Origin of the sequence: Bacillus sp. AG4(2022) (genome assembly GCF_031844465.1) — a bacterium.
Classification (GTDB): Bacteria; Bacillota; Bacilli; order Bacillales; family Cytobacillaceae; genus Bacillus_AB; species Bacillus_AB infantis.
The window spans coordinates 139,249-165,906 of the sequence record NZ_JAUZVH010000009.1; the positions used below are offsets into that span (position 1 = coordinate 139,249).

Annotated in this window: 30 protein-coding genes; 20 read left to right on the top strand and 10 right to left on the bottom strand. The window is 46.5% G+C overall.

Annotation, left to right across the window (positions count from 1 at the left end; all coding sequences use genetic code 11):
* Positions 1 to 417 precede the first annotated feature (417 nt).
* The 13 genes from Q9R36_RS21840 to fumC all read left to right on the top strand — a co-directional run bounded on the left by Q9R36_RS21840 (position 418) and on the right by fumC (position 12,155).
* Positions 418 to 783 carry a cupin domain-containing protein gene (locus Q9R36_RS21840; RefSeq protein WP_094768324.1) on the top strand — a complete coding sequence of 122 codons (366 nt, stop codon included), beginning with the start codon at positions 418 to 420 and terminating at the stop codon, positions 781 to 783.
* Positions 784 to 874: 91 nt separating this feature from the next.
* Positions 875 to 1,762, top strand: coding sequence for a S16 family serine protease (locus Q9R36_RS21845; RefSeq protein ID WP_311225862.1), 888 nt, complete (start codon positions 875 to 877; stop codon positions 1,760 to 1,762).
* A 38-nt stretch (positions 1,763 to 1,800) separates the two neighbouring features.
* A complete protein-coding gene (locus Q9R36_RS21850) occupies positions 1,801 to 2,421 on the top strand; it encodes an HAD family hydrolase (protein ID WP_094768322.1) in 621 nt (206 codons plus the stop codon).
* Positions 2,422 to 2,449: 28 nt separating this feature from the next.
* Complete coding sequence (locus Q9R36_RS21855) at positions 2,450 to 3,001, top strand: GNAT family N-acetyltransferase (RefSeq protein ID WP_240684278.1); 552 nt, start codon at positions 2,450 to 2,452, stop codon at positions 2,999 to 3,001.
* 161 nt (positions 3,002 to 3,162) lie between these two features.
* Positions 3,163 to 4,356 (top strand): MFS transporter, encoded by a 1,194-nt coding sequence (locus tag Q9R36_RS21860; protein ID WP_009795136.1) that lies wholly within the window; start codon positions 3,163 to 3,165, stop codon positions 4,354 to 4,356.
* Between the two features lie 213 nt (positions 4,357 to 4,569).
* Positions 4,570 to 5,124: an RNA polymerase sigma factor SigY gene (gene sigY / locus Q9R36_RS21865; RefSeq protein WP_035403192.1), complete on the top strand. Its 555-nt coding sequence runs from the start codon at positions 4,570 to 4,572 to the stop codon at positions 5,122 to 5,124.
* The gene (locus Q9R36_RS21870) at positions 5,087 to 5,443 is read left to right on the top strand and encodes a YxlC family protein (RefSeq protein ID WP_009795138.1); all 357 of its coding nucleotides are present in this window, start codon (positions 5,087 to 5,089) and stop codon (positions 5,441 to 5,443) included. Before sigY ends, Q9R36_RS21870 begins: the two co-directional genes overlap by 38 nt.
* Positions 5,440 to 5,658: a hypothetical protein gene (locus Q9R36_RS21875; RefSeq protein WP_009795139.1), complete on the top strand. Its 219-nt coding sequence runs from the start codon at positions 5,440 to 5,442 to the stop codon at positions 5,656 to 5,658. The genes Q9R36_RS21870 and Q9R36_RS21875 overlap by 4 nt, the downstream gene beginning before the upstream one ends.
* Positions 5,646 to 5,849 carry a hypothetical protein gene (locus Q9R36_RS21880; RefSeq protein ID WP_009795140.1) on the top strand — a complete coding sequence of 68 codons (204 nt, stop codon included), beginning with the start codon at positions 5,646 to 5,648 and terminating at the stop codon, positions 5,847 to 5,849. The genes Q9R36_RS21875 and Q9R36_RS21880 overlap by 13 nt, the downstream gene beginning before the upstream one ends.
* The gene (locus Q9R36_RS21885) at positions 5,830 to 6,144 is read left to right on the top strand and encodes a YbjQ family protein (RefSeq protein ID WP_009795141.1); all 315 of its coding nucleotides are present in this window, start codon (positions 5,830 to 5,832) and stop codon (positions 6,142 to 6,144) included. Before Q9R36_RS21880 ends, Q9R36_RS21885 begins: the two co-directional genes overlap by 20 nt.
* Before the next feature lie 442 nt (positions 6,145 to 6,586).
* On the top strand, positions 6,587 to 8,344 hold the full coding sequence (locus Q9R36_RS21890) for an ABC transporter ATP-binding protein (RefSeq protein ID WP_022543556.1): 1,758 nt from the start codon (positions 6,587 to 6,589) through the stop codon (positions 8,342 to 8,344).
* Positions 8,341 to 10,350 carry an ABC transporter ATP-binding protein gene (locus tag Q9R36_RS21895; protein ID WP_009795144.1) on the top strand — a complete coding sequence of 670 codons (2,010 nt, stop codon included), beginning with the start codon at positions 8,341 to 8,343 and terminating at the stop codon, positions 10,348 to 10,350. Before Q9R36_RS21890 ends, Q9R36_RS21895 begins: the two co-directional genes overlap by 4 nt.
* A gap of 425 nt (positions 10,351 to 10,775) precedes the next feature.
* Positions 10,776 to 12,155, top strand: a complete 1,380-nt coding sequence (gene fumC, locus Q9R36_RS21900) for a class II fumarate hydratase (protein ID WP_009795147.1) — start codon at positions 10,776 to 10,778, stop codon at positions 12,153 to 12,155.
* 75 nt (positions 12,156 to 12,230) lie between these two features.
* Here the strand turns inward: fumC and Q9R36_RS21905 are convergent, their stop codons facing one another.
* Positions 12,231 to 12,434: an alpha/beta-type small acid-soluble spore protein gene (locus Q9R36_RS21905; protein WP_009795148.1), complete on the bottom strand. Its 204-nt coding sequence runs from the start codon at positions 12,432 to 12,434 to the stop codon at positions 12,231 to 12,233.
* Positions 12,435 to 12,722: 288 nt separating this feature from the next.
* Between Q9R36_RS21905 and Q9R36_RS21910 the strand changes: the two genes are divergently transcribed.
* Positions 12,723 to 12,980 (top strand): hypothetical protein, encoded by a 258-nt coding sequence (locus tag Q9R36_RS21910; protein ID WP_009795149.1) that lies wholly within the window; start codon positions 12,723 to 12,725, stop codon positions 12,978 to 12,980.
* Positions 12,981 to 13,000: 20 nt separating this feature from the next.
* On the opposite strand, the gene Q9R36_RS21915 is transcribed toward Q9R36_RS21910, so the two are convergent.
* Both Q9R36_RS21915 and Q9R36_RS21920 read right to left on the bottom strand, forming a co-directional pair.
* The gene (locus tag Q9R36_RS21915; RefSeq protein ID WP_009795150.1) at positions 13,001 to 14,110 is read right to left on the bottom strand and encodes an ABC transporter ATP-binding protein; all 1,110 of its coding nucleotides are present in this window, start codon (positions 14,108 to 14,110) and stop codon (positions 13,001 to 13,003) included.
* A gap of 121 nt (positions 14,111 to 14,231) precedes the next feature.
* Complete coding sequence (locus Q9R36_RS21920) at positions 14,232 to 15,128, bottom strand: PucR family transcriptional regulator (protein ID WP_009795151.1); 897 nt, start codon at positions 15,126 to 15,128, stop codon at positions 14,232 to 14,234.
* A 205-nt stretch (positions 15,129 to 15,333) separates the two neighbouring features.
* Between Q9R36_RS21920 and Q9R36_RS21925 the strand changes: the two genes are divergently transcribed.
* Positions 15,334 to 15,594: a metal-sensitive transcriptional regulator gene (locus tag Q9R36_RS21925; RefSeq protein WP_009795152.1), complete on the top strand. Its 261-nt coding sequence runs from the start codon at positions 15,334 to 15,336 to the stop codon at positions 15,592 to 15,594.
* 40 nt (positions 15,595 to 15,634) lie between these two features.
* Here the strand turns inward: Q9R36_RS21925 and Q9R36_RS21930 are convergent, their stop codons facing one another.
* From Q9R36_RS21930 to Q9R36_RS21955, 6 genes are all read right to left on the bottom strand, one after another.
* A complete protein-coding gene (locus Q9R36_RS21930) occupies positions 15,635 to 15,838 on the bottom strand; it encodes a hypothetical protein (RefSeq protein ID WP_094768314.1) in 204 nt (67 codons plus the stop codon).
* 70 nt (positions 15,839 to 15,908) lie between these two features.
* Entirely contained in the window at positions 15,909 to 16,124 is a 216-nt protein-coding gene (locus tag Q9R36_RS21935) for a YheE family protein (protein WP_311225863.1), read from the bottom strand.
* Between the two features lie 85 nt (positions 16,125 to 16,209).
* Positions 16,210 to 17,328 carry a YheC/YheD family protein gene (locus Q9R36_RS21940; RefSeq protein WP_311225864.1) on the bottom strand — a complete coding sequence of 373 codons (1,119 nt, stop codon included), beginning with the start codon at positions 17,326 to 17,328 and terminating at the stop codon, positions 16,210 to 16,212.
* Entirely contained in the window at positions 17,325 to 18,692 is a 1,368-nt protein-coding gene (locus tag Q9R36_RS21945; protein ID WP_009795156.1) for a YheC/YheD family endospore coat-associated protein, read from the bottom strand. The genes Q9R36_RS21940 and Q9R36_RS21945 overlap by 4 nt, the downstream gene beginning before the upstream one ends.
* Positions 18,670 to 19,773 (bottom strand): YheC/YheD family endospore coat-associated protein, encoded by a 1,104-nt coding sequence (locus Q9R36_RS21950; protein ID WP_101551000.1) that lies wholly within the window; start codon positions 19,771 to 19,773, stop codon positions 18,670 to 18,672. Before Q9R36_RS21950 ends, Q9R36_RS21945 begins: the two co-directional genes overlap by 23 nt.
* A gap of 12 nt (positions 19,774 to 19,785) precedes the next feature.
* The gene (locus tag Q9R36_RS21955) at positions 19,786 to 21,153 is read right to left on the bottom strand and encodes a YheC/YheD family endospore coat-associated protein (protein WP_311225865.1); all 1,368 of its coding nucleotides are present in this window, start codon (positions 21,151 to 21,153) and stop codon (positions 19,786 to 19,788) included.
* Between the two features lie 284 nt (positions 21,154 to 21,437).
* Between Q9R36_RS21955 and Q9R36_RS21960 the strand changes: the two genes are divergently transcribed.
* The 3 genes from Q9R36_RS21960 (at position 21,438) to Q9R36_RS21970 (ending at position 24,330) form a co-directional block, all read left to right on the top strand.
* Positions 21,438 to 22,574: a DUF445 domain-containing protein gene (locus Q9R36_RS21960; protein ID WP_035403132.1), complete on the top strand. Its 1,137-nt coding sequence runs from the start codon at positions 21,438 to 21,440 to the stop codon at positions 22,572 to 22,574.
* 88 nt (positions 22,575 to 22,662) lie between these two features.
* Complete coding sequence (locus tag Q9R36_RS21965; protein ID WP_311225866.1) at positions 22,663 to 23,019, top strand: YlbF/YmcA family competence regulator; 357 nt, start codon at positions 22,663 to 22,665, stop codon at positions 23,017 to 23,019.
* A 789-nt stretch (positions 23,020 to 23,808) separates the two neighbouring features.
* Positions 23,809 to 24,330 carry a D-glycero-alpha-D-manno-heptose-1,7-bisphosphate 7-phosphatase gene (locus tag Q9R36_RS21970; RefSeq protein WP_009795162.1) on the top strand — a complete coding sequence of 174 codons (522 nt, stop codon included), beginning with the start codon at positions 23,809 to 23,811 and terminating at the stop codon, positions 24,328 to 24,330.
* Positions 24,331 to 24,364: 34 nt separating this feature from the next.
* Here the strand turns inward: Q9R36_RS21970 and Q9R36_RS21975 are convergent, their stop codons facing one another.
* Entirely contained in the window at positions 24,365 to 24,568 is a 204-nt protein-coding gene (locus Q9R36_RS21975) for an alpha/beta-type small acid-soluble spore protein (protein ID WP_009795163.1), read from the bottom strand.
* A 169-nt stretch (positions 24,569 to 24,737) separates the two neighbouring features.
* On the opposite strand from Q9R36_RS21975, the gene Q9R36_RS21980 reads away from it, so the two are divergent.
* Together Q9R36_RS21980 and Q9R36_RS21985 are read left to right on the top strand one after the other, a co-directional pair.
* Complete coding sequence (locus Q9R36_RS21980) at positions 24,738 to 25,652, top strand: TIGR01777 family oxidoreductase (RefSeq protein WP_101550995.1); 915 nt, start codon at positions 24,738 to 24,740, stop codon at positions 25,650 to 25,652.
* 118 nt (positions 25,653 to 25,770) lie between these two features.
* A complete protein-coding gene (locus Q9R36_RS21985) occupies positions 25,771 to 26,637 on the top strand; it encodes a Cof-type HAD-IIB family hydrolase (RefSeq protein WP_101550994.1) in 867 nt (288 codons plus the stop codon).
* Positions 26,638 to 26,658 lie beyond the last annotated feature (21 nt).

Below are 26,658 nucleotides of genomic sequence, written 5' to 3' on the forward strand. Positions count from 1 at the left end.
CGGAGAATTTCCGGTTAAGAGGAGCGAAGTTGCCCATTTTCCTGTTTTTTGAGTTGATAGACGGAATTTCTCCGTCTATTTGAGCTGATTTTAGTGTTTTTTTGAAATTAGGGGGAATTCCTACGCTTATTTTTCAGCCTGTCACGGCTTCCGTCATTCAGGTCCGGGAAGTTCCGCTTTTTATGGCTGGGCGGGAAATTACTCTTAATAAGGATAGCAAAATAGCAAAAGTCAACGGGAAAAGAGCCCTTAATTAAGAAGCGGACACTGCCCAGAGTTCTCTTCTTTTATGAGTCTGCCGCCAATTAACAAGGGGTTTGGAAGGATTATAAGCTCTTCATCTAGAAGCATAAGAAATGGGATTCTTTTGCATATGATCGATGCTGCAAAACACTATTTAAAAAAAGGGAGAGTATAATGAATTATTCACCAATCAATTTTCAAGAGAAGTTTTCAAAATTTGCGGATCATTGGTCCCCTAAAGTTATTGCTGAAATGAATGATTATCAATTTAAGCTTGTTAAAGTCCAAGGGGACTTTGTATGGCATAAGCATAATGACACGGACGAAGTCTTTATCGTTCTGGAAGGCAGGCTGACCATTGAGTTCCGTGATGGAAAAGTGGAGCTGGGAGAAGGGGAGCTGTTTGTCATCCCTAAAAATACTGAACATAAACCTTTTGCCGGGAACGAATGCAAAATCATGCTTGTAGAGCCGAAGGGCGTTATAAATACCGGGCAGGAAAGAACAGAGCAGACAGCGGAGAATGATGTTTGGATATAAGTTAACAAAAACCCGCCGCCTGCTAATATAGAAGTTTCCCGGCTATGAAGATAGATAATAAAAACCAGACCAATGGGGGCTTGGATGGATAATGTATAAAACTGGTGTCATTGCCGGTATCATGACATTCCTTTTCTATATAGTATTTTTGCTTCTATACCTTTTAGAAATCATCAATGAATATGCCTTTGTCTTTATGCTGTTTCTCCTGCTGGTGATTCTGCTGAATTTATGGTTTGTTTTCCGCCAAAAACGTAAAAACAGAATACAAATCACAGTTTCAGCCTTTCTCCTCTTCCTCCTGTTCTGCTATGAACTGCCGCTGCTGCTGGTAGCGCTGAGCTCTCCCCCTTCGCATGTCGCTTATGCCTACCAGGAACCGAATGAGGCCTTAAAGGGATCGGGTATTTTTTCGGTAGGCGCAGCTGAATTTACGCTGAAAAACCAGAACAGGGAACAAGATGCCAAAAAGATTTTGGCAGCGCAGGGAGTTGACGTACTGTCCGTTGCTGAAGTGGATCATAAAGTTAGATATGACAGCAAAAACCGGCAGCTGTTAAAATGGCTTCATCTGCAGAAAGAACCTTTGCTGCAAATGGAAGAGAACGCAGCAGAATACCTGGGAAAAGAAGACGATTGGCTCAGGAGATTTATACAGCAGCCAGACATTGCCGGTAATAGTGCCGGACTCAGCCTGGCGCTTTCAGGGCTCGTTAAAGAAGGACTCCTTGAAAACAGGCTGCCTGTTGCAGTTACAGGGGCGATTAATGAGCATGGAGAAGTATCTTATGTAGGATTGATAAAGGAAAAAATCCGGATTGCTGAAAGATCTGGATTCTTATACCTGATCATTCCGAGTGAAAATGCGGAAGAAGCTGCAGCTATACAAAAAGAAAGCAGCAGAAAAATAGAAATTATTGATGTTTCACATGTGGATGAAGCAGTTGAAGCTATTGGGAGATTGAATGATGGAGGATAGCATCAGCACTTTTCATAATGAAAGAGAGGACGAGATACATGGACAGCATTATTTTTGATTTAGATGGGACCATCTGGGATTCAATTGATACAGTTCTGGTTGCCTGGAACAGTGTCATTAAAGAAGATGACCGCAAGGAAGGTAAATTGACACGGAAAGATTTTGAAGGAACAATGGGTCTGCAGATGGATGAAATAAGCCGCAGGCTTTTTCCTGATCTAACAGAAGAACAGCGGCAGCAGCTGGTGGAGGAATGCAGGAAGGCTGAAGCACACTTCCTGGGAATCCATGGTGGAGAACTTTATGAAAATGCTGAAAAAGTCCTGGAGGAACTTTCGCAAAAATATAAGCTCTTCATTGTCAGCAACTGCCAGGAAGGCTACATAGAGGTTTTCTATAAATATCATAAGCTTGAAAAATATTTTCTTGATTTCGAAAACCCTGGCCGGACCGGCCTTTCAAAGGGTGAGAATATCAAATTGATCATAGAAAGAAATCATCTTTCCAGCCCGGTATATGTAGGTGACACAGAAGGCGACAGAAAAGCCGCCAGATTCGCAGGAATCCCTTTCGTTTATGCTCAATACGGCTTCGGGGAAGTGAGTGAATATGATAAGGAGATTAAAAAATTTGAAGATCTCTTAAAGGTTTTCGGCTGAAATGATCACCTATTTGGGAACACCGCTAATGGAGACCGAAAGACTGAATCTCAGGAGGCTGAAACGTTCGGACAGCCAAGCCATCTTCGACCGATGGCTTTCAGATGAGCGCGTAGCAGAAAACAGGGTGAGTGCGGCACACAGGACGGTTTCTGAAACCAATGCGAGAGTGGCGGATATAGCAGCCAGATATGAAAGGAAAGACTTTTGCTGGTGGGGAATCGAATTGAAAGCCACGGGGGAATTAGTCGGAGAAATTGACTTGTATGATTGGGATCTGACCACCGGAAACAGCAGCGTCAGCTATTCCCTGGGCTATGCCTGGTGGAATAAAGGATATGCTACAGAAGCATTAAAGGCGGTCATGGAGTTTGGGTTCTCTGAAATGAATCTTCATAAAATTTCTGCCGCTCATAATACGGATAATCCTGCTTCCGGGAAAGTGATGAAGAAAGCGGGAATGAAGCAAGAAGGAATTGTCAGGCATATGATACGTAATGCCAAAGGACAGTATAAGGATTGCGTTCTTTACGGCATCCTGCAGGAAGATTTTCTAAAAATGAATTTTCAGAAGGATTGATTGCTTTTCAAGCCTCTCCCTCAGATTGATTGCTGAGACAGAACCTTTTTTTTGCCGAAAAAATTTTTATAACCTAAGTTTTAAACGATCATAAGGAGGCATCGTCCATTGTAAATTTCCCTTTTTATCATTAAATTCTAAGATAAAGAGGGGCAGGTTATATGAAAAGCAAATCTTTCCGGTCTCTTTGGATTGGGCAGTCACTCGCCAATTTAGGAGATGTGTTTTATATAGTGGGTTTGATATCCATTTTATATTCTGTTACTGGGTCTCCGGTGTACCTGGCACTGCTGCCGTTTTTGAATATGGCAGGCCGGGCTGTTAGCGGAGCAATTTCGCCATTAATGCTCAATAAATACAAACTTAAATCCATGCTTGTCAGCTCCCAGGTGAGCAAGACGCTGGCGCTTTTTATTCTTTCTGGCTGGCTTTGGCTGCAAAGCTCTCCGGAGATACTGTTCGTATTAGTATTGATATTTGTTATTGCTTTTTTCGACGGCTGGGCACTCCCGGCTTCAGACGCCATGCTGCCAAGGCTGGTGGAGAAAGAAGAACTGATGAAAGCCAACAGCTTTTTAGCTTTATTAAATGAATCTATCCAATTAGGCGGCTGGGCACTTGGCGGCATTTTGACTGCAGCGGCAGGAGGGCAGAATGTCATCTGGCTTACGCTGGCTTTCTATGCCGTGTCTTCCCTGATGATGCAGTTAATCAATGATAAGACTCCATTCCAGTCCAATACTGAAAAGCAAAGTACGGTGAACGTTCTGCTGGAAGGCTGGATCTCTATTTGGACGCAGCCTGTTTTGCGCAGCTTTCATGTGGTGATTCTAATAGAAGCCATTGCTAACGTAGTCTGGATAGCTGCCATTCTTTATGTATTTGTTGCGGAAGTTTTAAAGGCAGGGGAAGCCTGGTGGGGTTATATCAACACTTCTTTTTTCATGGGCTTAATATTGGGCGGGGTCATATGCAAGAAGTTCTCTTCTATTTTTGAAAAAAATATGAAACTCACCTTGATATCCGCCTCTTTCGGAGTGGCCATAGTGACATTGCTGTTTGGCGCCAATTCACTGGCCTGGGCTGCATTACTATTAGTATTTCTCAGCGGGCTTATCCATCAGATCAAAGGCATCATTCTGTACACCTATATACAAAAAGAGGTCGCGGCAGAAGAGCTGCCAAAGGTGTTCAGTGCCCAGCATACGCTGGTCTCCATGGCGTTTGCCCTTTCAACAGTATTGTTTGGGGCGATGGCGGAGAACAACAGTGCGGAGATTACTTTCGTAATTGCGGGAATACTGCTGCTGTTTAACGGAATCTACCTGCTGGCGGTCAGAAAGAGATTCTCCTGAGATTATTTAAAAGATGAATAACTGAAGGCTGCATTTTTGCAAATGCAGCCTTCAGTTTGTGCAGCCGGCACTATCTAAAATTTTTTCGAAAAAAAATGAACGATTTTCGTGGCCCAGCCGTCATATGAATGAAAAGAAAATGAACAGCAGCGGAATAGAGCAGGATAAGAGGTAACCTATCATAAAAGGGCATTGGAAGGAAAGATGTCAAAAATGGAAGACAAAGAGCTCGTCAAGGCAGCCAAAAAAGGTGACAAAAGGGCACTGGCCATGCTTTTTAAGCAAAATTACCCTTTTCTGGTCAAGTATTTGGTCAAGGCAGCCATGGATAAGGATCTGGCAGAGGAGCTTGCCCAGGAAACCATGGCAAAATCCCTCGAAAAAATCAATTTGTATAATGGCCAATCGAAGTTCTCTTCCTGGCTCATTTCCATTGCGACCAATTTATATATAGACCATCTGCGCAGGAAGAAAAGGGAGAAACACTGGCAAGGGCAGGAGCAGTCATGGAGGAAGCTGAAATGGCAGATGGAGAGCCGGAATGAAGAGTGGAATGATGCTCTTGCCGCTCTTGGCAAATTGAAAGATGATATACGTGTAGCAATCGTTTTAAAGCATTATTACGGCTATTCCTACGACGAAATAGGAAACATGATGAAAATATCCCCCGGAACAGCCAAATCAAGGATCCATAATGGACTTGCAGCTGTCAGAAAGGAGCTGGGCCTGCATGAAAAAGGAACAGAAAATCATACCGCTGGAAAGTAAATACGAAAATAAACAGGATAGATTGGCAGCTGATGAAATCGAAAAAGGGCTTGAGATCCTTGACCAGTCATTTTCTATTCATACTCCGGAGCTTGAATGGTTCGAGGAGATGGTTGCAGAAAAGCAGGAGCAGCTGCGGAAAAGCTGGATAAGGGATATTGGCCTGTTCTTTGTGATGGCAGCGGTGATATTAACGGTCCTGCTTACTACCCTGCACCAGCTTCCAGCTGTCTTCATAGCCATCCAGGCAGCAGCCGGGATATTCATTACAGGGGCAGGCACCTACTATTTTGTCAGGCAAAGGGTGAATGAAGCATGAATGAGGAAATTTCCCTGCCGCTCCTGCTGCTTGTTGCCGTTATACTAATCAGCCAAAGTGTTTTTCTCTTTCTTCATGCGAGAAAAAGGGGGCATCATTATTGGCTGTGGGGTCTGATCGGCCTTATCCAGGCGCCGATGCCCCTCTTGGTTTATTTTATTTTTGTCGAGAAGAGCTGGAGGAAAAACAAGGGAGATAAAGAATGGAGAAATTAAAGCAGCTTCTCTTATTTACGGCTCTCGGCGGGCAGCTCCTTGGGCTCGCGATGATTTTCATCAATTTAAAGGCGGCTGTCATATTTTATGCCTCCTATGCCATATTAATCATTGCTTTGCTTATCATGGTGGGCTGGGAAAGGAATAAAGAAAAAAAGGAGGAAAATGAGCATGATTATCGTCACTACTGAATTTGTTCCAGGTATGGAAGTGAAAGAATTGAAAGGATTCGTCAGGGGAAGCACAGTCCAGTCCAAGCATATCGGAAAGGATATTCTGGCAGGGTTCAAAACCATTGTCGGAGGAGAAATCAAAGAGTATACAGAAATGATGGATGAAGCAAGGCAGCTGGCAATCGGGAGGATGGTGGAAGATGCCAGGAAAAAAGGGGCGAATGCTGTGATCTGCATGCGCCTGGAGTCTTCTGCTGTTATGCAGAATGCTTCAGAAATCATTGCCTATGGAACAGCTGTTGTGGCAGAGTAATAAAGTTCAGAAAAATAACAAAAATGCCAATTGACTTTTAATAAGACAGATGATAATCTTACAAAGTGGAAAAATTTGAAAAGGGGGCGCATGATCATGATTGTACGAAATGATGCTATTTTAATAACTGAATATATGCCGGCCTGTCCTTTCCCTGACTTTTCCCAGTAATCATTCATTTTATTATTGATTCAGCACAGGCAGCTTTTTGCGCAGCCTGTGCTTTTGTCTTTTTTCGGGACATATCGCCATGACGCGGTATGTCTTTTTTTGTTTTTGTCTTTATATGATGGGAATACCAGGCATCAGCCTGTTTTCTATATAACTTTTAAAAAGGAGGAAGTTGGTTATGCTGTTTTATCAACAAGAAAGGATTGCTATTTCGCCTGGAGATCTCGAGGGAGGCTAGCAGAGCGGCTGTTAATAGAAAGGGGAGGAATGAATGTTTTCGATTTTGAAGAAATTGAGCTGGTTTTTTAAGGAACAATGGAAAAGATATACGGTTGCCATTATCCTGCTTGCGATTGTGGGGGTTCTGGATGTGATGCCGCCAAGGCTCGTCGGGCAGGCAATCGATGACATCCATCTGGGATCGCTCGACAGCGGCAAGATCCTTCAGTATTTGCTGCTGCTCGGGGTGATTACAGTAGTGTCTTATGGGATCACTTATGTGTGGATGTATCAGCTTTTCGGAGGGGCTTTTCTTGTTGAGAGAAAGCTGAGGAGCAGATTTATGAACCATCTGCTGAAGATGACCCCGTCATTTTTTGAGAAGAACAGGACCGGGGACCTGATGGCGCGGGCGACAAATGATTTAAAGGCTATATCTGTAACGGCCGGATTCGGGATTCTCACGCTTGTTGACAGCAGCATCTTCATGCTGACGATCCTTTTGACTATGGGATTCCTGGTCAGCTGGAAGCTGACAATCGCAGCAGTCCTGCCGCTGCCGCTTATGGCTTTATTAATGAAAATATACGGAAAAAGAATCCATGTCCGTTTCATGGAGGCCCAGGATGCTTTCGGGAACCTGAATGACAAAGTCCTTGAATCAGTATCCGGTGTCCGGGTCATCCGCGCATATGTGCAGGAGCGTGCAGATGAAGACCGGTTCCACGATATGACAGAGGATGTCTATGAAAAAAATATCAAGGTCGCCAGGATTGATTCCCTTTTTGATCCAACGATTAAAATCATCGTCGGCCTCAGTTATCTGATCGGGCTTGGCTATGGAGCCAACCTGGTCTTCAATCAGGCGATCACACTAGGAGATCTTGTCGCTTTCAATGTGTATCTTGGAATGCTGATCTGGCCAATGTTTGCAATCGGCGAGCTGATCAATATCATGCAAAGGGGCAATGCCTCCCTTGACCGGGTCCAGGAAACGCTCTCCTACGAGGAGGATGTAAAGGATCCCGGCAAGCCTGCCGATGCCGAGAGACCGGAGAATATTGTTTTCGATGATGTTACTTTCAGGTATCCGTCGAGCAGCACTGATAATCTGAAGAGCATCAAGGTTAGGCTGGATAGGGGCCAGACTTTAGGGATAGTCGGCAAAACGGGCAGCGGAAAGACGACCTTCATCAAGCAGCTGCTCAGGGAATATCCCGCCGGAACAGGAACCCTGGCCGTTGCTGGAATCCCGATCAGGGAACAGTCACTGCAAAATACAAGGAGCTGGATTGGCTATGTGCCTCAGGATCATGTTCTTTTTTCCCGTTCGGTTAGGGAGAATATCCTGTTCGGAAACGAAAAGGCAGATGAAAGTGATCTGCAGAAGGCCATTGACCTGTCAGCCTTCCGCAAGGATCTTGAAATGCTTCCTGAAGGTCTGGAGACCCTTGTTGGTGAAAAGGGGGTTGCCCTATCAGGAGGACAGAAGCAGAGGATCTCGATTGCCAGGGCGCTGATCAAGGATCCTGAAATACTGATACTGGATGACTCACTTTCGGCTGTTGACGCGAAAACAGAGAAAAAGATTATCGGCAATATCCGCTCAGAAAGGGAAGGAAAAACCACCATCATTACCACACACCGCATGACGGCGGTCCAGCATGCGGACCATATTATAGTCCTGGACAATGGCGTGATAGCCGAGGAAGGGACACATCGAGAGCTGATGAAAGGGTCAGGCTGGTATAAAGAGCAGTATATCAGACAGCAGGCCCAGGCAGCTGCAGAAGAGGAGGTGCTGTCATGAAAACAGGAAAACGCCTTTTTTCATATGCGCTTATTTATAAAAAGATCATTCTGGCCGCGCTTGCCATGCTTACTGTCGCCGTTGCCGCAGACCTTGCGGGTCCGTTCATTGCCAAGAGGCTGATTGACCAGCATATACTCGGGATTGAATCCGTCTGGTATCAGACAGGAGAAAACGATGATTCTGTTTCATATAAAGGCCATTATTATACAAGAGAGCAGTATATGGATGAAGGCTCTCCCATGATCGGTCAGGCCCGCATCCTCCAGGCTGGAAAAGATTTTATCTTTGTGGAGGGCGACATACAATTTGATGGAGAACGAAGCTTTCAGGATGGTCTGCTGACCATCTCAAAAGGAGAAGAAAAAGAGGTGTATGAAGGTTCGAGGCTCCAGGGGGAAGAGCTGATGGGTTTTTATAAACCTGAAATCCCGCGCATCATCAGGCTTCTCTCCTTTTACTTCGGATTGATTGTCATTGCTGCCATTTTCCAGTATGGACAAAGATACTATCTGCAAAAGTCTGCTAACCGGATCATCCAGAAAATGCGGAAGGATGTTTTCGGGCAGATTCAGAAACTGCCTGTCCAATATTTTGACAATCTCCCGGCAGGAAAGGTAGTTGCCAGGATTACGAATGATACGGAAGCGATCCGCGAGCTTTACGTGACCGTGCTTTCAACCTTCTTTACAAGCTTCATCTATATTGCCGGCATCTACACCGCGCTCTTTATATTAAATGCCAAGCTGGCAGCAATCTGCCTGATTCTTCTGCCGATCCTGTACATTTGGATGATTGTCTATAGAAAGTACGCATCCAAATATAATAAGGTCATCAGGACCAGAGTGAGCGATATCAATGGAATGGTTAACGAGTCAATACAGGGGATGAACATCATCCAGGCCTTCGGGCGCGAGGGAGACACAAGGAAAGATTTCGAAAAGCTGAACACAGAGCATTTTACCTATCAGAACAAACTGCTCAACTTAAACTCATTAACCTCCCATAATCTAGTCGGTGTACTCCGAAATATCGTCTTCGTTGCGTTTATCTGGTATTTCGGGGGTGAGTCCCTTAATGCATCTGCAGTCATTTCACTTGGAATGCTCTATGCCTTTGTTGACTATATCAACCGTCTGTTCCAGCCTGTGCAGGGAATTGTCAACCAGCTTGCCAATCTGGAGCAGGCACTGGTGGCAGGTGAGCGGGTATTTGAACTCCTCGATGAGGAAGGAATCGAAGTGGATGACAGCAAGGTTCCGCGCTATAAAGGAAATGTAGAATTCAATGGGGTCCATTTTGGCTATAAGGAAAGCGAATATGTCCTCAAGGACATTACCTTCAAAGCTTCCCACGGTGAAACCGTTGCTCTTGTCGGGCATACCGGCTCAGGCAAAAGCTCCATCATGAATCTGCTGTTCCGTTTCTACGATTGCCAGAAAGGGAGCATCACTATTGATGGAAAGGACATCACCGGCATGTCGCGGCAGAATCTCAGGAAGCATATGGGGATTGTCCTCCAGGATCCTTTCCTGTTCACCGGGACGATAGCAGAGAATGTGAGCCTCAATGACCCGGCTGTCACAAGGGAGAATGTCGAAAAAGCCTTAAGGGATGTAGGTGCTGACAAAGTACTGGAAAATCTCGAAAAAGGATTTGATGAACCGGTCATTGAAAAAGGAAGCACTCTCTCAAGCGGGCAGAGGCAGCTCATTTCATTCGCAAGGGCGCTGGCTTTTGATCCGGCCATCCTGATTCTTGACGAAGCAACATCAAGCATCGATACCGAAACAGAGACAGTGATCCAGAATGCGATGGAGGTGCTGAAAGAGGGCAGGACGACCTTTATTATTGCCCACCGCCTTTCCACCATCCGCAATGCTGACCAAATTCTTGTCCTCGACCGGGGACGAATTGCCGAAAAAGGCAACCATGAGGAGCTTATGAAGCTGAAGGGGAAATATTATCAGATGTACCAGCTTCAGCAGGGATCCATGGCCGGCTGACAGAAAAGCACCCTTAATTGGGTGCTTTTCTGGTTGGCCAGGCCTCGGCAGAGGTACCCTGAAGCCATTCCAGCCCGCGTTCACCGATTATTCACCTTTATGCCACAAAATCGTGCAGGCAGCTTTTAAGCAGCATGGCCGAAATATGATAACTTTTAAGTAGGGGATATATCTGGCCATCCGGCAGGAATGGAGGGGAAATCATGGAGGTTTTCGCGGTTACTCTCAGCATAGCAAGCATCATGGTCATCGGCTATTTTATCGGCTGTGCGCTTGTCCACAATTGAGATACGGTTAAAGCCGGTCCTCAAACAGGCCGGCTTTATGCTTTCCGGAATTCAAATTACTGGAACTGCCAAAATTTTAACATTAAAATGAAGAAATAAGGGAAAAGGCTATAAGGATGAATACAGGAGGGATAAAGTATGTCAGATTTCAGGATTGAAAAAGATACCCTTGGCGAGGTAAGAGTGCCGAGTGATAAGTATTGGGGCGCACAGACGCAGAGGAGCAAGGACAATTTCAAAATCGGCACCGAAAAAATGCCTCTTGAGATGATCTATGCCTTTGCCCATTTAAAGCAGGCGGCAGCCAAAGCGAATCATAAGCTTGGAAAACTTTCAGATGATAAGAAGGAAGCAATTGCGGCTGCGTGCACGGAAATATTGGATGGGAAGCTGGATGGGCACTTCCCTCTGGCTGTCTGGCAGACGGGGAGCGGCACCCAGTCCAATATGAATGTGAATGAAGTCGTTGCAAGAAGAGCGAATGAGATGCTCTCGGAAAAAGGCTCAGAGGAAAAGGTGCATCCAAATGATGATGTAAATATGTCCCAAAGCTCAAATGATACATTTCCGACGGCCATGCATATCGCAGCTGTCATCGAGCTGACAGAAAGGCTGCTTCCTTCACTGAACGAGCTGAAGAAGACAATTAAAATCAAGGAAGAATCCTTCAAGGGGATCGTCAAAATCGGCAGAACACATCTCCAGGACGCCACGCCATTGACACTGGGCCAGGAAATCAGCGGCTGGAGGGCCATGCTTGAGAAAAATGAAAAAATGCTGATAGATGCTATCAAATATCTGGATGATCTGGCGATCGGCGGAACAGCGGTTGGCACAGGCATCAATGCCCATCCGGACTTTGGGCCGATTACGGCAGAGTGGATATCCGAACAGACTGGCCATCCTTTCCGTTCGGCGGATAATAAATTCCACGCCCTGACAAGCCATGACGAGATCGTCCATGTGCATGGCAGTCTCAAAGCGCTCGCTGCCGATCTGATGAAGATCGCCAATGATGTACGCTGGCTTTCCAGCGGGCCGCGCAGCGGGATCGGCGAGCTTTCCATTCCTGCTAATGAACCGGGAAGCTCCATCATGCCAGGCAAAGTGAACCCGACGCAAAGTGAAGCCTTGACCATGGTCGTGACACAGGTATTCGGCAATGATGCAGCAATCGGGTTTGCTGCAAGCCAGGGGAATTTCGAGTTGAATGTCTTCAAGCCGGTCATTATTTACAACTTCCTGCAAAGCATCAGGCTTCTTGCAGACAGCATGCAGTCTTTCAATGAAAAATGCCTTGTTGGCCTTGAAGCGAATGAGGAAGTCATCAAAGGGCATGTAGATAGATCACTTATGCTTGTCACTGCCTTGAATCCTCATATCGGCTATGAAAAGGCCGCAGAGATTGCGAAGCTTGCCTTTAATGAAAATTCCACGCTGAAAGAGGCGGCGCTGAAAACCGGCCATGTAACAGAGGAAGAATATGATCAGTGGGTTGACCCGGATAAAATGATTTAATAGCAGCACAAGAGAAAGGACACCATAAGTTTGGTGTCCTTTCAGCCATTATCTATTCAATTGTTTTAGCTTAGATTAAAATTGAGATCCGCCAAGCTGCTGTTCAGCCATTTGAACAAGACGCTTAGTGATTTCTCCACCAACAGATCCGTTAGCGCGGGCAGTTGTTTCTGCACCAAGGTTTACTCCGAATTCGTTAGCGATTTCGTATTTCATTTGGTCTAGAGCTTGTGATACGCCTGGTACTAAAAGCTGGTTTGAAGAATTGTTGTTTGCCATGATGAGCACTCTCCTTCGAATAATTTTTTGGTTGGACTATTTTGGACTTGAACCAAACGGAGCACCATGCATAGTCCGCAGTGGGAAGGGAAGCTGTGCCTGCCGGCTGTTTGCTGTTTGTACTCTCTATTATGGTTGATTCCTGCCTGTTTATTCGGCAGGAAATGATGCAATTATTTCCTTTTTTGAATGGTTTCTTATGACTCTGAAAAGGCTATTCTACATACATAGCGGAAAAGGATGCAGACTAATGATATTAGACTGATGGAATAGGAAGGAGGAGCAGCTATGTCAGTATGCCCGGCATGCAACGGGCTTGAAAATATCAGCAAAAGCTGCCCGAAATGCGGTAACGGAATGGAAGACAGCGGGAAAATCATGGATTTTTATGATGATTACAGCGCCTATATGCCAGCTGACCAGTTGAAACTCGAGGATGGGTATCCTGATGATTATAAAAATAAAGAATGCCCCCATCTGCTTTCATGTCCGCACTGCGGAGACGATGAGGTGGCATTTGTGAAAGAAAAAGAAAACTCCGTCTGATTAGACGGAGTTTTTTTCTATTATTCATTCTTTGAGCGGATGCGGTCTTCTGTTTCAGCATCGAAGAAGTGGGCTTTATTCATGTCGAACGCCAGGTCAACCTGCTGTCCAGGCATGATGTCTGTCCGTGAATCAACACGGGCGACAAAATCCTGGCCATTGATGCTGGAGTAAATCATGGTTTCTGCACCAGTAAGCTCGGATACATCGATTTTGGCAGAGATTTTGGATCCCTGGGAAGCATCGATGAATACAGGCTCATCGTGGATATCCTCAGGACGGATTCCGAAAATGATGTCTTTGCCGACATATCCCTGGTCGCGGAGAACTTTCATTTTTCCTTCTGGAACGGCTACAGATGTATCACCGAGGACCAGCTTTCCATCCTGGAGCTTGCCGTTGAAGAAGTTCATGGCAGGAGATCCGATGAATCCGCCGACAAATACATTTTCAGGTTTTTCGTAAACTTCTTTTGGAGCTCCAACCTGCTGGATGACTCCGTCTTTCATGACCACAAGGCGTGTAGCCATTGTCATGGCTTCTGTCTGGTCATGTGTTACATAAATCGTTGTCGTCTGCAGGCGCTGGTGAAGCTTGGCAATTTCCGCACGCATCTGAACGCGGAGCTTGGCATCCAGGTTGGAAAGCGGCTCATCCATCAGGAAGACTTTGGCATCGCGGACGATGGCGCGGCCAAGTGCAACACGCTGGCGCTGACCGCCGGACAATGCTTTTGGCTTACGGTCCAGATAAGGCTCAAGTCCAAGGATCTTGGCAGCTTCGTTTACACGGCGGGCAATTTCATCTTTTGGAAATTTGCGGAGCTTCAGTCCAAAAGCCATATTATCATAAACCGTCATATGCGGGTAAAGGGCATAGTTCTGGAAAACCATCGCGATATCGCGGTCTTTTGGAGGCACATCATTGACGCGTTTGCCGTCAATTGAGAAATCCCCCTGTGAAATTTCTTCAAGTCCTGCAATCATTCGCAGTGTTGTCGATTTACCGCAGCCTGAAGGGCCGACAAAAACGATGAATTCCTTGTCCTGGATATGAAGATTGAAGTTATCCACTGCTGTCACTTTGTTATCATAAATTTTATATATATTATCCAGTTTTAATTCTGCCATCCTAATTCCTCCCCGGTTGTTTTCCTTCTGCTTCTAATAATAAAGGAAATTTCAGAAATCAGCATTAGGAGGTGTGCACAAAAGATGGGCAGGCTTTTTAGTCACATTGTACAGTCCGGTCTTAATGCTGCTGATCCTTTAACAGACAGGCAAGGTAAACGGTTACAGCATTATTGAAATCCTTCAGGTTTACTCCTGTTTTTTCCGAGAATTTATCCAATCTGTATTGCAGGGTATTTCTGTGGATGTACAGTTTTTTTGCCGACAGGGTTGCGTTGGATCCGTTCTCAAGAAAAGCTTTGATTGTGGCCAGCAGTTCCGAATCCTCTGCAGCCGGTCCAAGAAGCTGGGTGTCAAGGCTCTCGCGGAGGCTTGGCTTCATTTCAGCAACCAGGCAGGACGGGAATGCCTTTTCAAAGGTTAGGACTCTTTCATGGGGCATCAGCCTGAGGGCTCTGCCGAAGAAATCCTTCTCCTCTTCAAAGCCGCCCCGCAGTTGATCGCCTGCGGGAAAAAACTTGCCCAGGTATACATACATTTTTACGTAAAAATCGGTTTCGAACGCCTGGATGATGGATCGGAATTCATCTTCGCCAACATCGTTACCTTCCGGAATAACAAGATAGCAGCGGGTTTTCTTTTCCCACAGGAGAATAATATCCTCTGACAAAAAGGCCCGCAGCGCCGTTTCGGCATCTTCCTGCTCAAACTCGCTGCCGCTCAATTCGATTTGGGCGATTCTGCAGCGCGCCGGTTCAGCCACGGGCAGGGGGCCGCTGCGGAACAGCCAGTCATGCCATCCTTTTGAGTGCTGATCCAGCCTGCCGGGAAGGCGTGCAGAATGAAAAAGAGTGCGGAGGAGCCTTAATTCTTCTTCGGAAATATCTTTTGCAGGCACTCCGAACCATTGAGTTTCATCATTGTCTGTGAACCAATAAAAATCATGAAAAAAGAAAAAGTCTGGTTCTTCCTGCTGAAGCCTGGAATTCCGGTATAAAGCATGCAATTTAGTAAACATAGATCATTCTCCATACTTTCTTTTATTCGTCAAAAGAGATAATATTTTATTCAAACCTTTATTTTGGTGGCTGTGTTAAAGATTTCTGCTGATATCCAGCTGTCTTAATTATAGCAGGAATAAGGCATCAGCAGCCATCAGTCTGCCGCTGCATATGGTAATATAGCATTAATCAGTTTGTCCGCAATTAAGGGGTGAAAAATAGATGGAATATTCACAGGAAATGAAGAATCGCCTGAAGCGCCTGGAGGGACAGGTCCGCGGAGTCATCCGGATGATGGAGGAAGAGAAGCACTGCAAAGATGTGGTAACCCAGCTTTCTGCCGTAAGATCCGCCGTTGACCGGGCGATGGGGTATATTGTCGCCAAAAATCTAGAAAGCTGCATAAGAGAAGCCAATGAAGAGGGCAGAAATGCAGAAGAAGCCATCCAGGAAGCAGTCAATATGATTGTAAAAAGCAGATAATCAAAAAAACCGCAGACAAAAGGTCTGCGGTTTTTTTGCCTTATTTGGATGTGGTCCTTGCCGGCGGCTCCTCGCGTACCAGGGGACGTGCCTCTTCAATATTGGCGGAGCTTCTGCCTTCATGTACAGATCCCCCTGAGAGCCCTTCGCCTATCATGCGCTCAACATCCTGGTATGTATCCTCCCTGCCTTCAAAAAGAGCATCAGGCGCAGATTTCTTTGATTCTGGATCATTTTTTTTCATGGTACAGACCTCCATGGCTAAGTATTATTACTTTTCCATCAAGAGAGCTGATTATGCACAGGATTCTTCCTCAGCGGCTGTCATACACATGAAAGAGCATCAATTCATGGATGCCCGATTTAAGGCGGTCCTCCTCGTCTGCAGGGGGAGAGGCGCCCGTCCATTCAATGCTGCCGTCGGGGTTGTAAATGCCGTTGTACTTTTTATTTTTAAAATAAAAGGAAATACGCCAGCCGGGCATCTGGTTGTTTTCATAAAGCGGCTGATATTGAAAATGTGTTAGCATATCATTCCTCCTCTTTCTCCATTGTAATCGTTTTCTGTCCATACCCCAACGAAAAAGTAAAAGGGCACCTGCCAGGATGCCCGTTTCAATAGACCGCCTTATCAAATAGTATGTCAGCAAGCCTTCTGATCCTTTCAGCTTCAATATTCTCTTCATCAAACTTCATCGGCTTGGAATTGATTTCATAAATAACATAGCGTCCATTGCCGTCATAGCCTGCGTCCATGGAGAATTCCCCGAACCATCCCATTTCGCGGGACAGGGATTTACCAGCCAATTGGACTGCCTTCTTAATGAATTCATCATGTGCTGGTGTGCGGTAATCATTATAAGGAATCAGCCTGCCGCCATTGGGGATATGAGTCGTTATATCTTCCACTGCAGCCTGCCGTATGCCTATGCCTGTCACCTCATACTTGCCTGCCTGGCCATGGGCGAGTATCCGGAAATCATTCCGCTGCCCGTCCGCTGTGGCAGCATAAACGGCCTCTTGTGCAATAAATGCCTGTTCCTCAAAGACAGATCTCCAATCTTCCCAAAAATGTCCGAAGTCAGAATGCCGGGTCTGTCCGTTCAAGTCCTTCGCCAGGACCATTCCATCATGATCCATTCCGGCTCTTATAATCCCCTTTCCCTTAAAGCTGCTGTTTGGCTTAATATAAATATCATTATGCTTTATAAGGAATGACTCCAGCTCCCGGCCGCTGCCAATAAGGATGGTATCCGGCAAAAAGCCTGTTAATCCAGGTTCTTGTTTTAATTTTGAATAGCATTCGAATTTTTCTAGAAAACATGGATTAAAGAAAGGGATCTTCTTAGCCTGGAAAAAGGCAGCAGCTTTGCGGAAGCTCCCGGTCTGTTCACTTTTTCTGAAAGGGATGCGGTTGTAGATGATATCAGGAAGGGGGGCAGACACAAGGGACCATGCATCCTGGCCAGGCAGGTAGACGATTCCTTCGGCTGCATCACCTGATATATCTTCCGGTGCAAATACAACTGAGATGCCGCCCCGTGACAGCATCTCTCTTTGTATGTCCTTGAATAGCCGGCTGTTGCCTGCCAGTGTGCTTTCCGATTTTCTGCTGGCAAGGATCCCGGCAATGGGCCCGCCTGATTCCGGCCTCTTCAGCTGGAAGGCGGTTCTTTCTCCTCCTTCAGGGGAGCTTAGCCACCGTTTAAGTTCCTGGCTTAACGGGGCTGTCATTTAAAGATTTCCTCAGGGCGGGATATCGCCTGTTCTGTTAAAAACACGGCAAAATCAAGGGACATTTTTCTTGTTAAATAATCAAATTCCTTCAGCTCCGGATGCTTGAAGATACTCCTGCCCGGCTTGGAGTTGGCTTCAAACAGCCACACATTCCCTTTTCGGTCAATTCCGAGATCAAAGCCGATTTCGGCAATAATTCCTTCAAGCTGCGTCTCAAGCACCCTGCTGAGTCCCAGAGCAGCCTTTGACAGCTTTTCTGTAAACTCCTGCTCCATCATGCGGCTTGTGCAGACCTCAGAAAGGGTTTTAATTTCCCCGCCGTTTTTAACATGTGTCGTTACACTGCCAAGACCCGCCACTTTTGCGGCAATGGCTGTTACCTTCCACTCTCCGCTTTCATCTTTATTTGTATGGACACGGAAATCGATCGAGCGCTGCTCATGCCGAAGCAGATGGATGCCCTGCTGGACAATCATGCTGTTCAGATTGCTGCGCCGGAAAACATGGTGCATGAGCGATTCCAGGGTATGGAATTTTCTCAGCCTGTTTTCGTCTTCATTGTCGCGGTAACGGCAATAATAAAAGCCTTCCTCCCGGTCATAGATCACCTGGCGGATCCCGAGGCCAAGGCTTCCGTTTGCCGGTTTGATATAGACATGGCCATAGTCGCCCAGCATCCGTTCAATCACAGAAAAGGAAGAGAAGGCATGGGTTTCCGGCAGATAGGGAACTGCCGCTTCCTCCTGCTGAAGCCGCTCGAATACGTCAAGCTTATTGAAAAAGCCGGGGTTATACCAGGGGATCAGGTAGTCCTTTTGCAGCCGGTCTTTGATTCGCTTCAGTTCTGCCAGCCTTTCGGATTTCCTGTTGGGCAGCCGGTCATACACGACATTTGGGAAAGGAAGCTCAACAGTTGCCCATCCTTCTTTATGATAGATATGGCCTTTGATTGTGCCTGCATCCCAGTCGATATGCTGCTCGCCAAATAAGAACGGCAATGCGCCGACGGCTTTATTGACGGAAAGGAGCTTGGAAAAAAATATTGTCCTTTCTCCGATCGGCCTGAGCGGAAAGGGGGTGAACCCTGATGTGAATATGCCGACCAGCGGTCCGATGAAAAGTGTCTCTCCTTCTGAAAATAAATGCAGCGGGATGCCGAGATCAGGCAGCTTCAATTTGGCTGCGAGATCGCTGCTGATGCTTACAATATATTTATCGCCGGGAGTCGGGAGAAATTCCGCCTCCTCTGTGCAGGCGCCGAAGGCAATTTTTTCAAGGGACTGTTGTTCAATCACCTCACGCGGGCACCAGACTGTATTCTCTCTTCCTTCCTTGATTTCAATGGGATACTGTTTTCTCACTGTTTTTCCTCCTCTCAGCCTGCCCGGCAGATGTTAAAAGCTTTCCATATAAAAGCGGGGCTCTGTACAGGGCTTCTTTTTTATCTGGATCTGTTTCGAGGATGACCTTCCGGCCCGGCTTGGAATTGACATCGAGGATCCAGATGGCCCCATCCCTGGCGATTCCAATATCCAAACCAATTTCAAAAAGGGGAGGGAGAGCATGCTCAAGGATTTCAGGCAGCGCTTTGGATATCTCGCTCAATTCTGCGCGCAGAAAGCGGCTTGAACTGACGCTGCTGTTTTCCAGCCATGTCTCAAAAGAGGAGACTGCTGATCCTGCACTCAAATTGGAGATGATTCCATTTTCCCTCCCGACCCTTACACCCCTGCCCATTTCACGCCACTTTCCAGCTTCATTTTTCTGCAGAAGGATCCTGATATCAAACGGCTGATTGTCCTCGTTTGAGAGCGGCAGATAGGGCTGAAGCAGATAGCTGTTTCCGGACAGAAGCTGTCCAAGCCACACGGCAGCCTTCTTCTGATCAGCGAATAGGCGGGAAATCTGCTTTTCTGGTGTATCGGTTTTGACGAGAAGGCCATCCTTCTGCATCTCAAGATAATAAATGCCCGCTCCCTGCGAACCATTGGCAGGCTTTAAGATCATTGGGCTGACCAGGGATGATGGCTGAAGGACCTGGCCGGCGGACTGGGCATGTATGCTTTTGGGGATATATGGGGCCAGCGTCGACTGGGCAAGGATTTTGTACAGTTCCAATTTATTGGGCAGCCCGTGGCCAAGAAACAGGATATCACTGCGGTTTTTTAAGTAATGGACGATTGAACGGCATTGCCGGGAATGCGGATCATTTCCGTAAAAGCACCGGTCATACAGCACATCCGGCAGGGGAAAAGATGCTGTTTCCCAGTCTTCTTTATCAGGGTCGTATTTTTCGCCTGAAATGAGCTCTGTTCTCGGATCGATCGCTGAGGGGATAAAACGGAAGCATTCGATCCCGCAGCTCCGGGCCCTTTTGGCAATTTCGGTTGCATAAGCTTTTTCGCTTGTTGAGCGAAGGGACATGAATCCCAATGAGCGCATCTTTTTTCCTCCTCAGCTTTTGGCTGCCTGAAAGGACAGCCAAATAAAATATTCTATAAGTGCCTTGGCTGAAGGCCTGATTCTTTGGTCGGCTTCCTCGAAATTCTTGGAGGGCTTGGAATTGGCTTCAATGATCCAAAGCTTTCCTTGCCGGTCAATGCCAAGATCCATGCCAAGCTCCCCTACAATCCCTTCTGAAGCATTACTGATGATCCCTGCCGCTTCAACAGCTAATTCCTTCATTAATGCTGCCTGCTGAACGGCAGTGGCCTTGTCTGCTATAAGGGTAAGGGCTTTGACCGGATTCATTGTTTCTCCGCCCCGGGCAATATTGCTGACGAATTGCTGCTCAGCGGAAATCCTTGCAACCGCAGAAGTGGCACGCCAGCTGTTCTGCGGGCCTTTATGGCATAAAACACGAAAATCCAGCTGCCTCCCATTCAGGCTCGCCAGCTGGATCGGTTCCTGGACCAGATACATCCTCGTCCTGAGCTGGGGTTCAAACCATTTGAAGAAAGCAGCACAGTCTGGAAAGGATTTTCCTGCATCTTTCGCGCCGGCAGAAGAGAACGATGCAGATAGCTTATTCTCAGCCAGGGAGAGCCGGACAATGTTCCTGCCCTGGCTCCCGTTCACCGGCTTGATAAAAACTTCATGATAGCGGCTGAGCATTTTTTCCAGTGTCCGGGCGCCAAGCAGGCGGGTCTCGGGGAGATATGGCTTCATATGCTCCTCCCCGGCGAGGATATCATAGACCAGATCTTTTGAAAGAAAGCAGTCATTGAACATCGGGATGCCCAGCTCCTGCAATTTATATTTAAAATTCCCGAAATACTTGCCGGACTCAAGCTTCCGGGAATGGATTCGATTATAAATCACTGTGGGGAAGGGGACCTGCTCCTTCACCCAGCGGCCATCCCGCCAGCAATAGCCGGAAAGGCCGCTTTCTCGAAAGTCTTTTATATGAAACACATAAAATATGCCGCCAAATTCCTCTATTCCAGCCTGCAGTTCTCCGCAAAAGGAATGGACAGACCGGAAGCTGACTTCTTCATGGTCTTCACTGGCCTCTGTCATCAGGCCGATGATGGGGCCGGCGGCAAGCCGTCTGTCCCCTCCGGCATACTGGACAATCAGGCGGATGTCTTCTTCCGCAAGCTGAAAATAACTGAACAGCCCTGAATCCATATGAATCTCATCTTTTGGAATGGAAGCAGGCTCTATCGCAACCAGGCGTTCCTTTTTGCCTATTTTTAAAGTTAAATCCCGGTCCGCATCAAGGCTCCAGTAATGATAAAGGGAATGGCTGACTTTAATCACGTCTTTATCCTGAAACATTTTCCCAGGAACAAACGTAATAGTAAGAAAAGACAAAGACATGGAAATTCCCCATTTATAAAATTTTAAAAGCGCCGGCATCCAACATTCCCGCAGGCATCCCGCCCGCTTCGGATTTGTAAAAAACCGGGGAATTAGCCTATTATAAGGAGTAGGCCTGTTTTTGGATTTCTGATTCGGGAATGGCGGGCTGGTTTATGGTATGATGAATGTTGTTTTAGGCGGCTGCTGATAGGCTATCATATGTAAAATGGGCAGAGATGTGATTATTGCGGCCATTTTCAATACATCTTAAAACGTGAAGGAAGGCAGTTGAATACAAACTTATGCAAACTGGATTAACGATATTATTGATGGTCGTCATAGGGGCTGTGATAGGAGGACTTACCAATTCACTTGCCATCATGATGCTTTTTAGGCCCTACAAGCCGCTGTATCTTGGTAAACGCCAAATCCCCTTTACCCCTGGATTGATTCCCAAACGCAGAAGCGAACTCGCAGAGCAGATGGGCAAAATAGTTGTAAACCACTTGCTGACGCCAGAGAGCATCAAGAGGAAATTCGTTAATGGCGATTTCCAGAAAGAAGCTGAAAATCTGGCGAAGAAGGAAATTGCCCGTCTTTTGAATACAGAGAAAACGCCTGCTGAGCTCCTTGGCAAGCTCGGTTTTGAAGATGGCAAAGCGAAGGCAGAAGAGCAGCTTGATGCTTTCATTGAAAAGAAATACGAAACGCTGATGGATAAATACCGCCATAAGCCCATAAAAGAGGTATTGGCCCCTGAGCTCCTAGCCAAGGCGGAATCCCGCATCCCTGTTATCAGTGACTATATAGCACAGAAGGGTGAAGATTATTTTTCAAGCATTGAAGGAAAAATGAGAATCCAGCGTCTTGTTGATGATTTTGTCAAGGGACGGAGCGGGGTGCTTGGAAATATGCTTCAGATGGTTATGGGCAATGTCAATCTTGCTGACAAAATCCAGCCTGAAATCATTAAGTTCCTAAGAAGTGAAGGCACAAAGGATATGATTGCAGCCCTTCTTCAAAAAGAATGGATGAAGGTGCTTGACTGGGAAGCGGCAAGAATCGAAGAACAGTTCGAACGGAAAAATATCATAAAATCGATCAAGCTGTATGTGCGCAAAATCATCAAAGCAGATGATCTGATGGATACCCCGCTCAGCAAGCTGGCAGAGCCTTTCACAGAGACGCTTGTCGAGAAAGCTGTGCCGGGATTGGTAGGCATGGCCGGAGAGTGGCTTTCAAACAGGATGGACATCATTATGGAAAGGCTGCACCTTGCAGACATCATCAAGCAGCAGGTCGAAAGCTTCTCTGTGGAAAGGCTGGAGGAGATGGTGCTGTCCATCAGCCGGAGAGAGCTGAAGATGATCACTTACCTTGGGGCGCTCCTTGGCGGAATAATCGGTCTCCTGCAGGGCTTCCTGGTTTTATTCATCTGAGGACTATAAAGTGGCTTCCTCGCATTCTGATTTATAGTTTGTTATAGTGGAGTGGATTGTTCAAACCGAAAAGGAGTTGTTAGGCAAAATGGCAGTAAACTTACACGATTCAGCGTATGAACTTGAGAAAGCAATTCGTCAGAGCGATGAATATACGAATTTGAAAAAAATCTATGATGAAGTCAATTCTGATGAATCTGCAAGAACCATGTTCGAAAACTTCCGCAACATCCAAATGGAGCTTCAGCAGAAACAGATGTCCGGCCAGGAAATCTCTCAGGAAGAAGTGGAGCAGGCCCAAAAAACGGTAGCACTCGTGCAGCAGCATGAAACCATTTCTAAACTGATGGAAGCAGAACAGCGCATGAGCATGTCCATCACTGAACTTAACCAAATCATCATGAAGCCTTTGGAAGAGCTTTACGGCTCAATGGAAAACAACTAGGCTGATATTCAAAGGGGCGCCCATGGCGCTCCTTTTTCAATAGATAAGAAAGTATATCTTTTCAATTTCTGATAACTGTCTAGCAGCTGCGCCTACCCCCTCGAGGTCACAAGCCAATCCCGCCAAGAAGGCAAAAAACGCTTTTCGGCAGGATCGTCTTTAGGTCCCAGGTGGGGGTCATGCAGACGCTGCGACAGGACGTGGCGTTTGGCTGAGTCGCAAATATATTGAGAAACTCGCAAATAAAATCGGAAAGTCGCAAATAAACCGGAAAAGTCGCAAATAAGAGCAGCGGACCGGTTTTTAAAGAGTTGCTAATAAAAGCTGAAAGTTGCTAATATACTGGAAAAGTTGCTAATAAAATGAAAAAGTTGCTAATAAAAGCTGGAAGTTGCTAATAAAATGAAAAACTTGCTAATTACCCCAAAATGAAGCTGCGAATGAACACGTAAGGGCGCACATCAACCAAAAAACCCGCAAATAAACGCCCAAATTCCTTCCGCAAACACAAAAACAGGACCTCCAGCCGGGGGTCCTGTTCAATATCACATAGAAATGTTCACTTCTGATGGCATTTCTTCTTTGTCTGCTGATTTTTTCCATGAAGGATATAATAAATCCTAAGTCCGATCAGCGCCAAGGGATTCATTTTGCTCATGCTCATCATATCAATATCAGCACTTTGGAATCTGTTTTTCAACAATTAAATTTTACCGGCGAGCGGCGTTTATATCTCCCTCAGCATCGGATACATTATAAATAGAGGAAAACGATAGGAGGGATGACAAGATGAAGAAGGCTATTTTCCTGGACAGGGATGGTGTATTGAATGAGGTTCTTTCCCACCGGGTTAAGTTTGTCAACAAACCGGAGCAGCTGTATTTGCTCGAGGGGGCTGCCGAGGCGGTGGCTTTATTCAATGAAGCAGGCTATGAAGTATTCGGTGTGACCAACCAGGGCGGCGTCGGGCTGGGATTCATGAAGGAAAAAGATCTCCATAGAGTCCATGAACGGCTCCAGAAGCTTGTCAGGGAAAAGGGCGGCCATATTACAGAAGTCGCTTATTGCCCGCATAAACCAAAGGCAGGCTGTGAGTGCCGGAAGCCGAATGCGGGGATGATACTGGAGCTGGCGGAAAGATATGATATCAATCTGTCAGAAAGCTATATGGTGGGAGACCATGAGCGTGATATCGAAGCAGGGATCAAGGCCGGGTGCAAAACGGCTTTCATCGGTCCTGGCCCGACCAAAGCAGATATCCAGGCAGATACTTTATGGGAGGCAGCAAAGCCGATTCTTGAAATGCAGTAGAAAAGCCGCTTAGGGGCAAGCGGCTTTTTACATTTTATCTTCTAGTGCCGCCAAGCTGCTGTTCAGCCATCTGCACAAGACGCTTGGTGATTTCTCCGCCGACAGAGCCGTTTGCTCTTGAAGTTGTTTCTGCTCCAAGGTTTACTCCGAACTCAGACGCGATTTCCTGTTTCATTTGCTGAACAGCTGCTTCAAAACCTGGTACAAGTAATTGATTGGAATTATTGCTTCTTGCCATGTTGAGTCATCTCCTTGGTGTAATTTTATTGTTTGGAACATTTATAGTTTAAGTTCTTGCAAAGCAATTATTCATAGAGGCAACTGGTAATTAATGGCTTTAAAGGGCGGGGTGTTTCCTGCTATACTTTTCTTAACGATATTTGTGGATTTAGGGAGGCGCTGCCATTATGTCTAAAAGAGTAATCCTGGCCGGGGGAAGCGGTTTTCTTGGGGAAAGCCTGACTAATTTTCTGCTTGGGCGCGGCTATGAAGTCACCGTTCTTTCCAGGGGAAAAGAAGGCTTTAAGGATGGGGCGGAATTTATCCGCTGGGATGGGAAAAATATGGATGCACGCTGGGTGGACCGGATTGACGGAAGCTGTGCAGTTGTTAATTTTACCGGAAAGAGCGTCAACTGCATTTATACTGAAAAAAATAAACGGGAGATCATTGAGTCCAGGCTTGATTCTGTGAGAGTGCTGAAGGAAGCTGTATTGAAAGCAGAACAGCCTCCGCAGGTGTTCGTGCAGGCGGGTTCACTGGCCATTTTTGGGGATACCGAGGAAGTATGTGATGAAGAGTCGCCTCTTGCTGATGGTTTTTCGCCGGAAGTGTGCAAGCTTTGGGAAGGTGAGTTTTTCTCGGGGGACAGGCTTCCCCATACAAGGCAGGTTCTCTTGAGGATCGGGTTTGCGCTTGGCAGGGATGGAGGCGCACTGGAACCATTGGTAAAGCTTGCCCGGATGGGACTTGGAGGCACGATCGGCTCCGGGAGGCAGTATATCAGCTGGCTTCATATAGACGATTTGAACTCTATGTTTCTAAATGCGATCGAAGACCCGGAGTACAGCGGGGTGTATAATGCCACAGGGCCGCATCCAGTGAGAAATAAAGAGTTCATGCAAACTCTCCGCAAGGTTCTGAACAAAGGCTGGTCGCCCCCTGCTCCGTCTCCTTTCGTAAAGGCCGGCGCCTATCTCTTTATGCGGGCAGAGCCTGAACTCGCCCTGACCGGAAGGAATTGTGTGCCGAAACGGCTGCTGGACAATGGATTTGCCTTTCAATATACCGATCTGGAAAAAGCACTTCGAGACCTGGTTTAAGCGAGGAATCCCGCTTTGAGGGGCTGGACATTTCTTTCCCTGGCCCTGTTCTATTCCTGCTCTCCTTTTCATAAAAGTGAATAAGGACAGAATTACATCGAGAATAGGGGGCAATGGGATGATATATAAGCTTCTTGCTTTAAACATAGAGGGCACGCTGCTTCAGTCCAATGGGAAACTGCACAGATCAACAAGGGAAGCGATTGATTATGTACAGCAGAAAGGAATTTATGTCACGCTCGTTACGTCAAGAAGTTTTCCTTCTGCAAAAAAAGTGGCAAAAGCACTGAAGATCAATTCTTATCTGGTAACGCACAGGGGTGCATTCATCGGCAATACTGTCAAAATGCCGATCTTTTCAAAAAAACTGCCGGAAACGATTACGTATGAGATTGTCAGGCTGCTTGAAGGATTCCCTTGCCAGATCAGGCTGCTGCATGAGCAATTCTCACTCGCGAATAAAACAAAGCTCAACCATAATATACTTGCGAAAACCGTATTCACGGCCGGGGATCCCATCTTTTATTCACAGCAGTTTGTTGAATCGGTCAGTGATATCCTTCTTGATGATCCGGCTTCGGTTCCGAAAATCGAGGTGTTCTTTGAATCCAAGAAAGATCTTGAAGACGCTCAAAAGGCAATCTCAAATATGTATTCTGAGGCTGACACCGTCAGGCTGAGCGACCAGAGGCTCGATATCGTCCCTGCAGGGATTTCCAAGCTGAGCGGCCTGCTCCATATCGGCAACCAGCTTGGGGTGGACTTAAGCGAAATGGTCGTCATCGGCGATGGAATCGACGATGTGGACATGGTAAAGGCAGCAGGCCTCGGCGTTGCCATGGGCAATGCCCCGGCAGAATTGAAGCTTGCGGCCGACTGGCTGACCAGATCCAATAATGAAAACGGGGTCGCCTATATGGTAAAAGAACACTTCCGCAAACAGCACCCTATCGAATTCCTCAAAAAAATGAATCTGCTGAAATGAAAGAGGGTGACAGGCACCTAT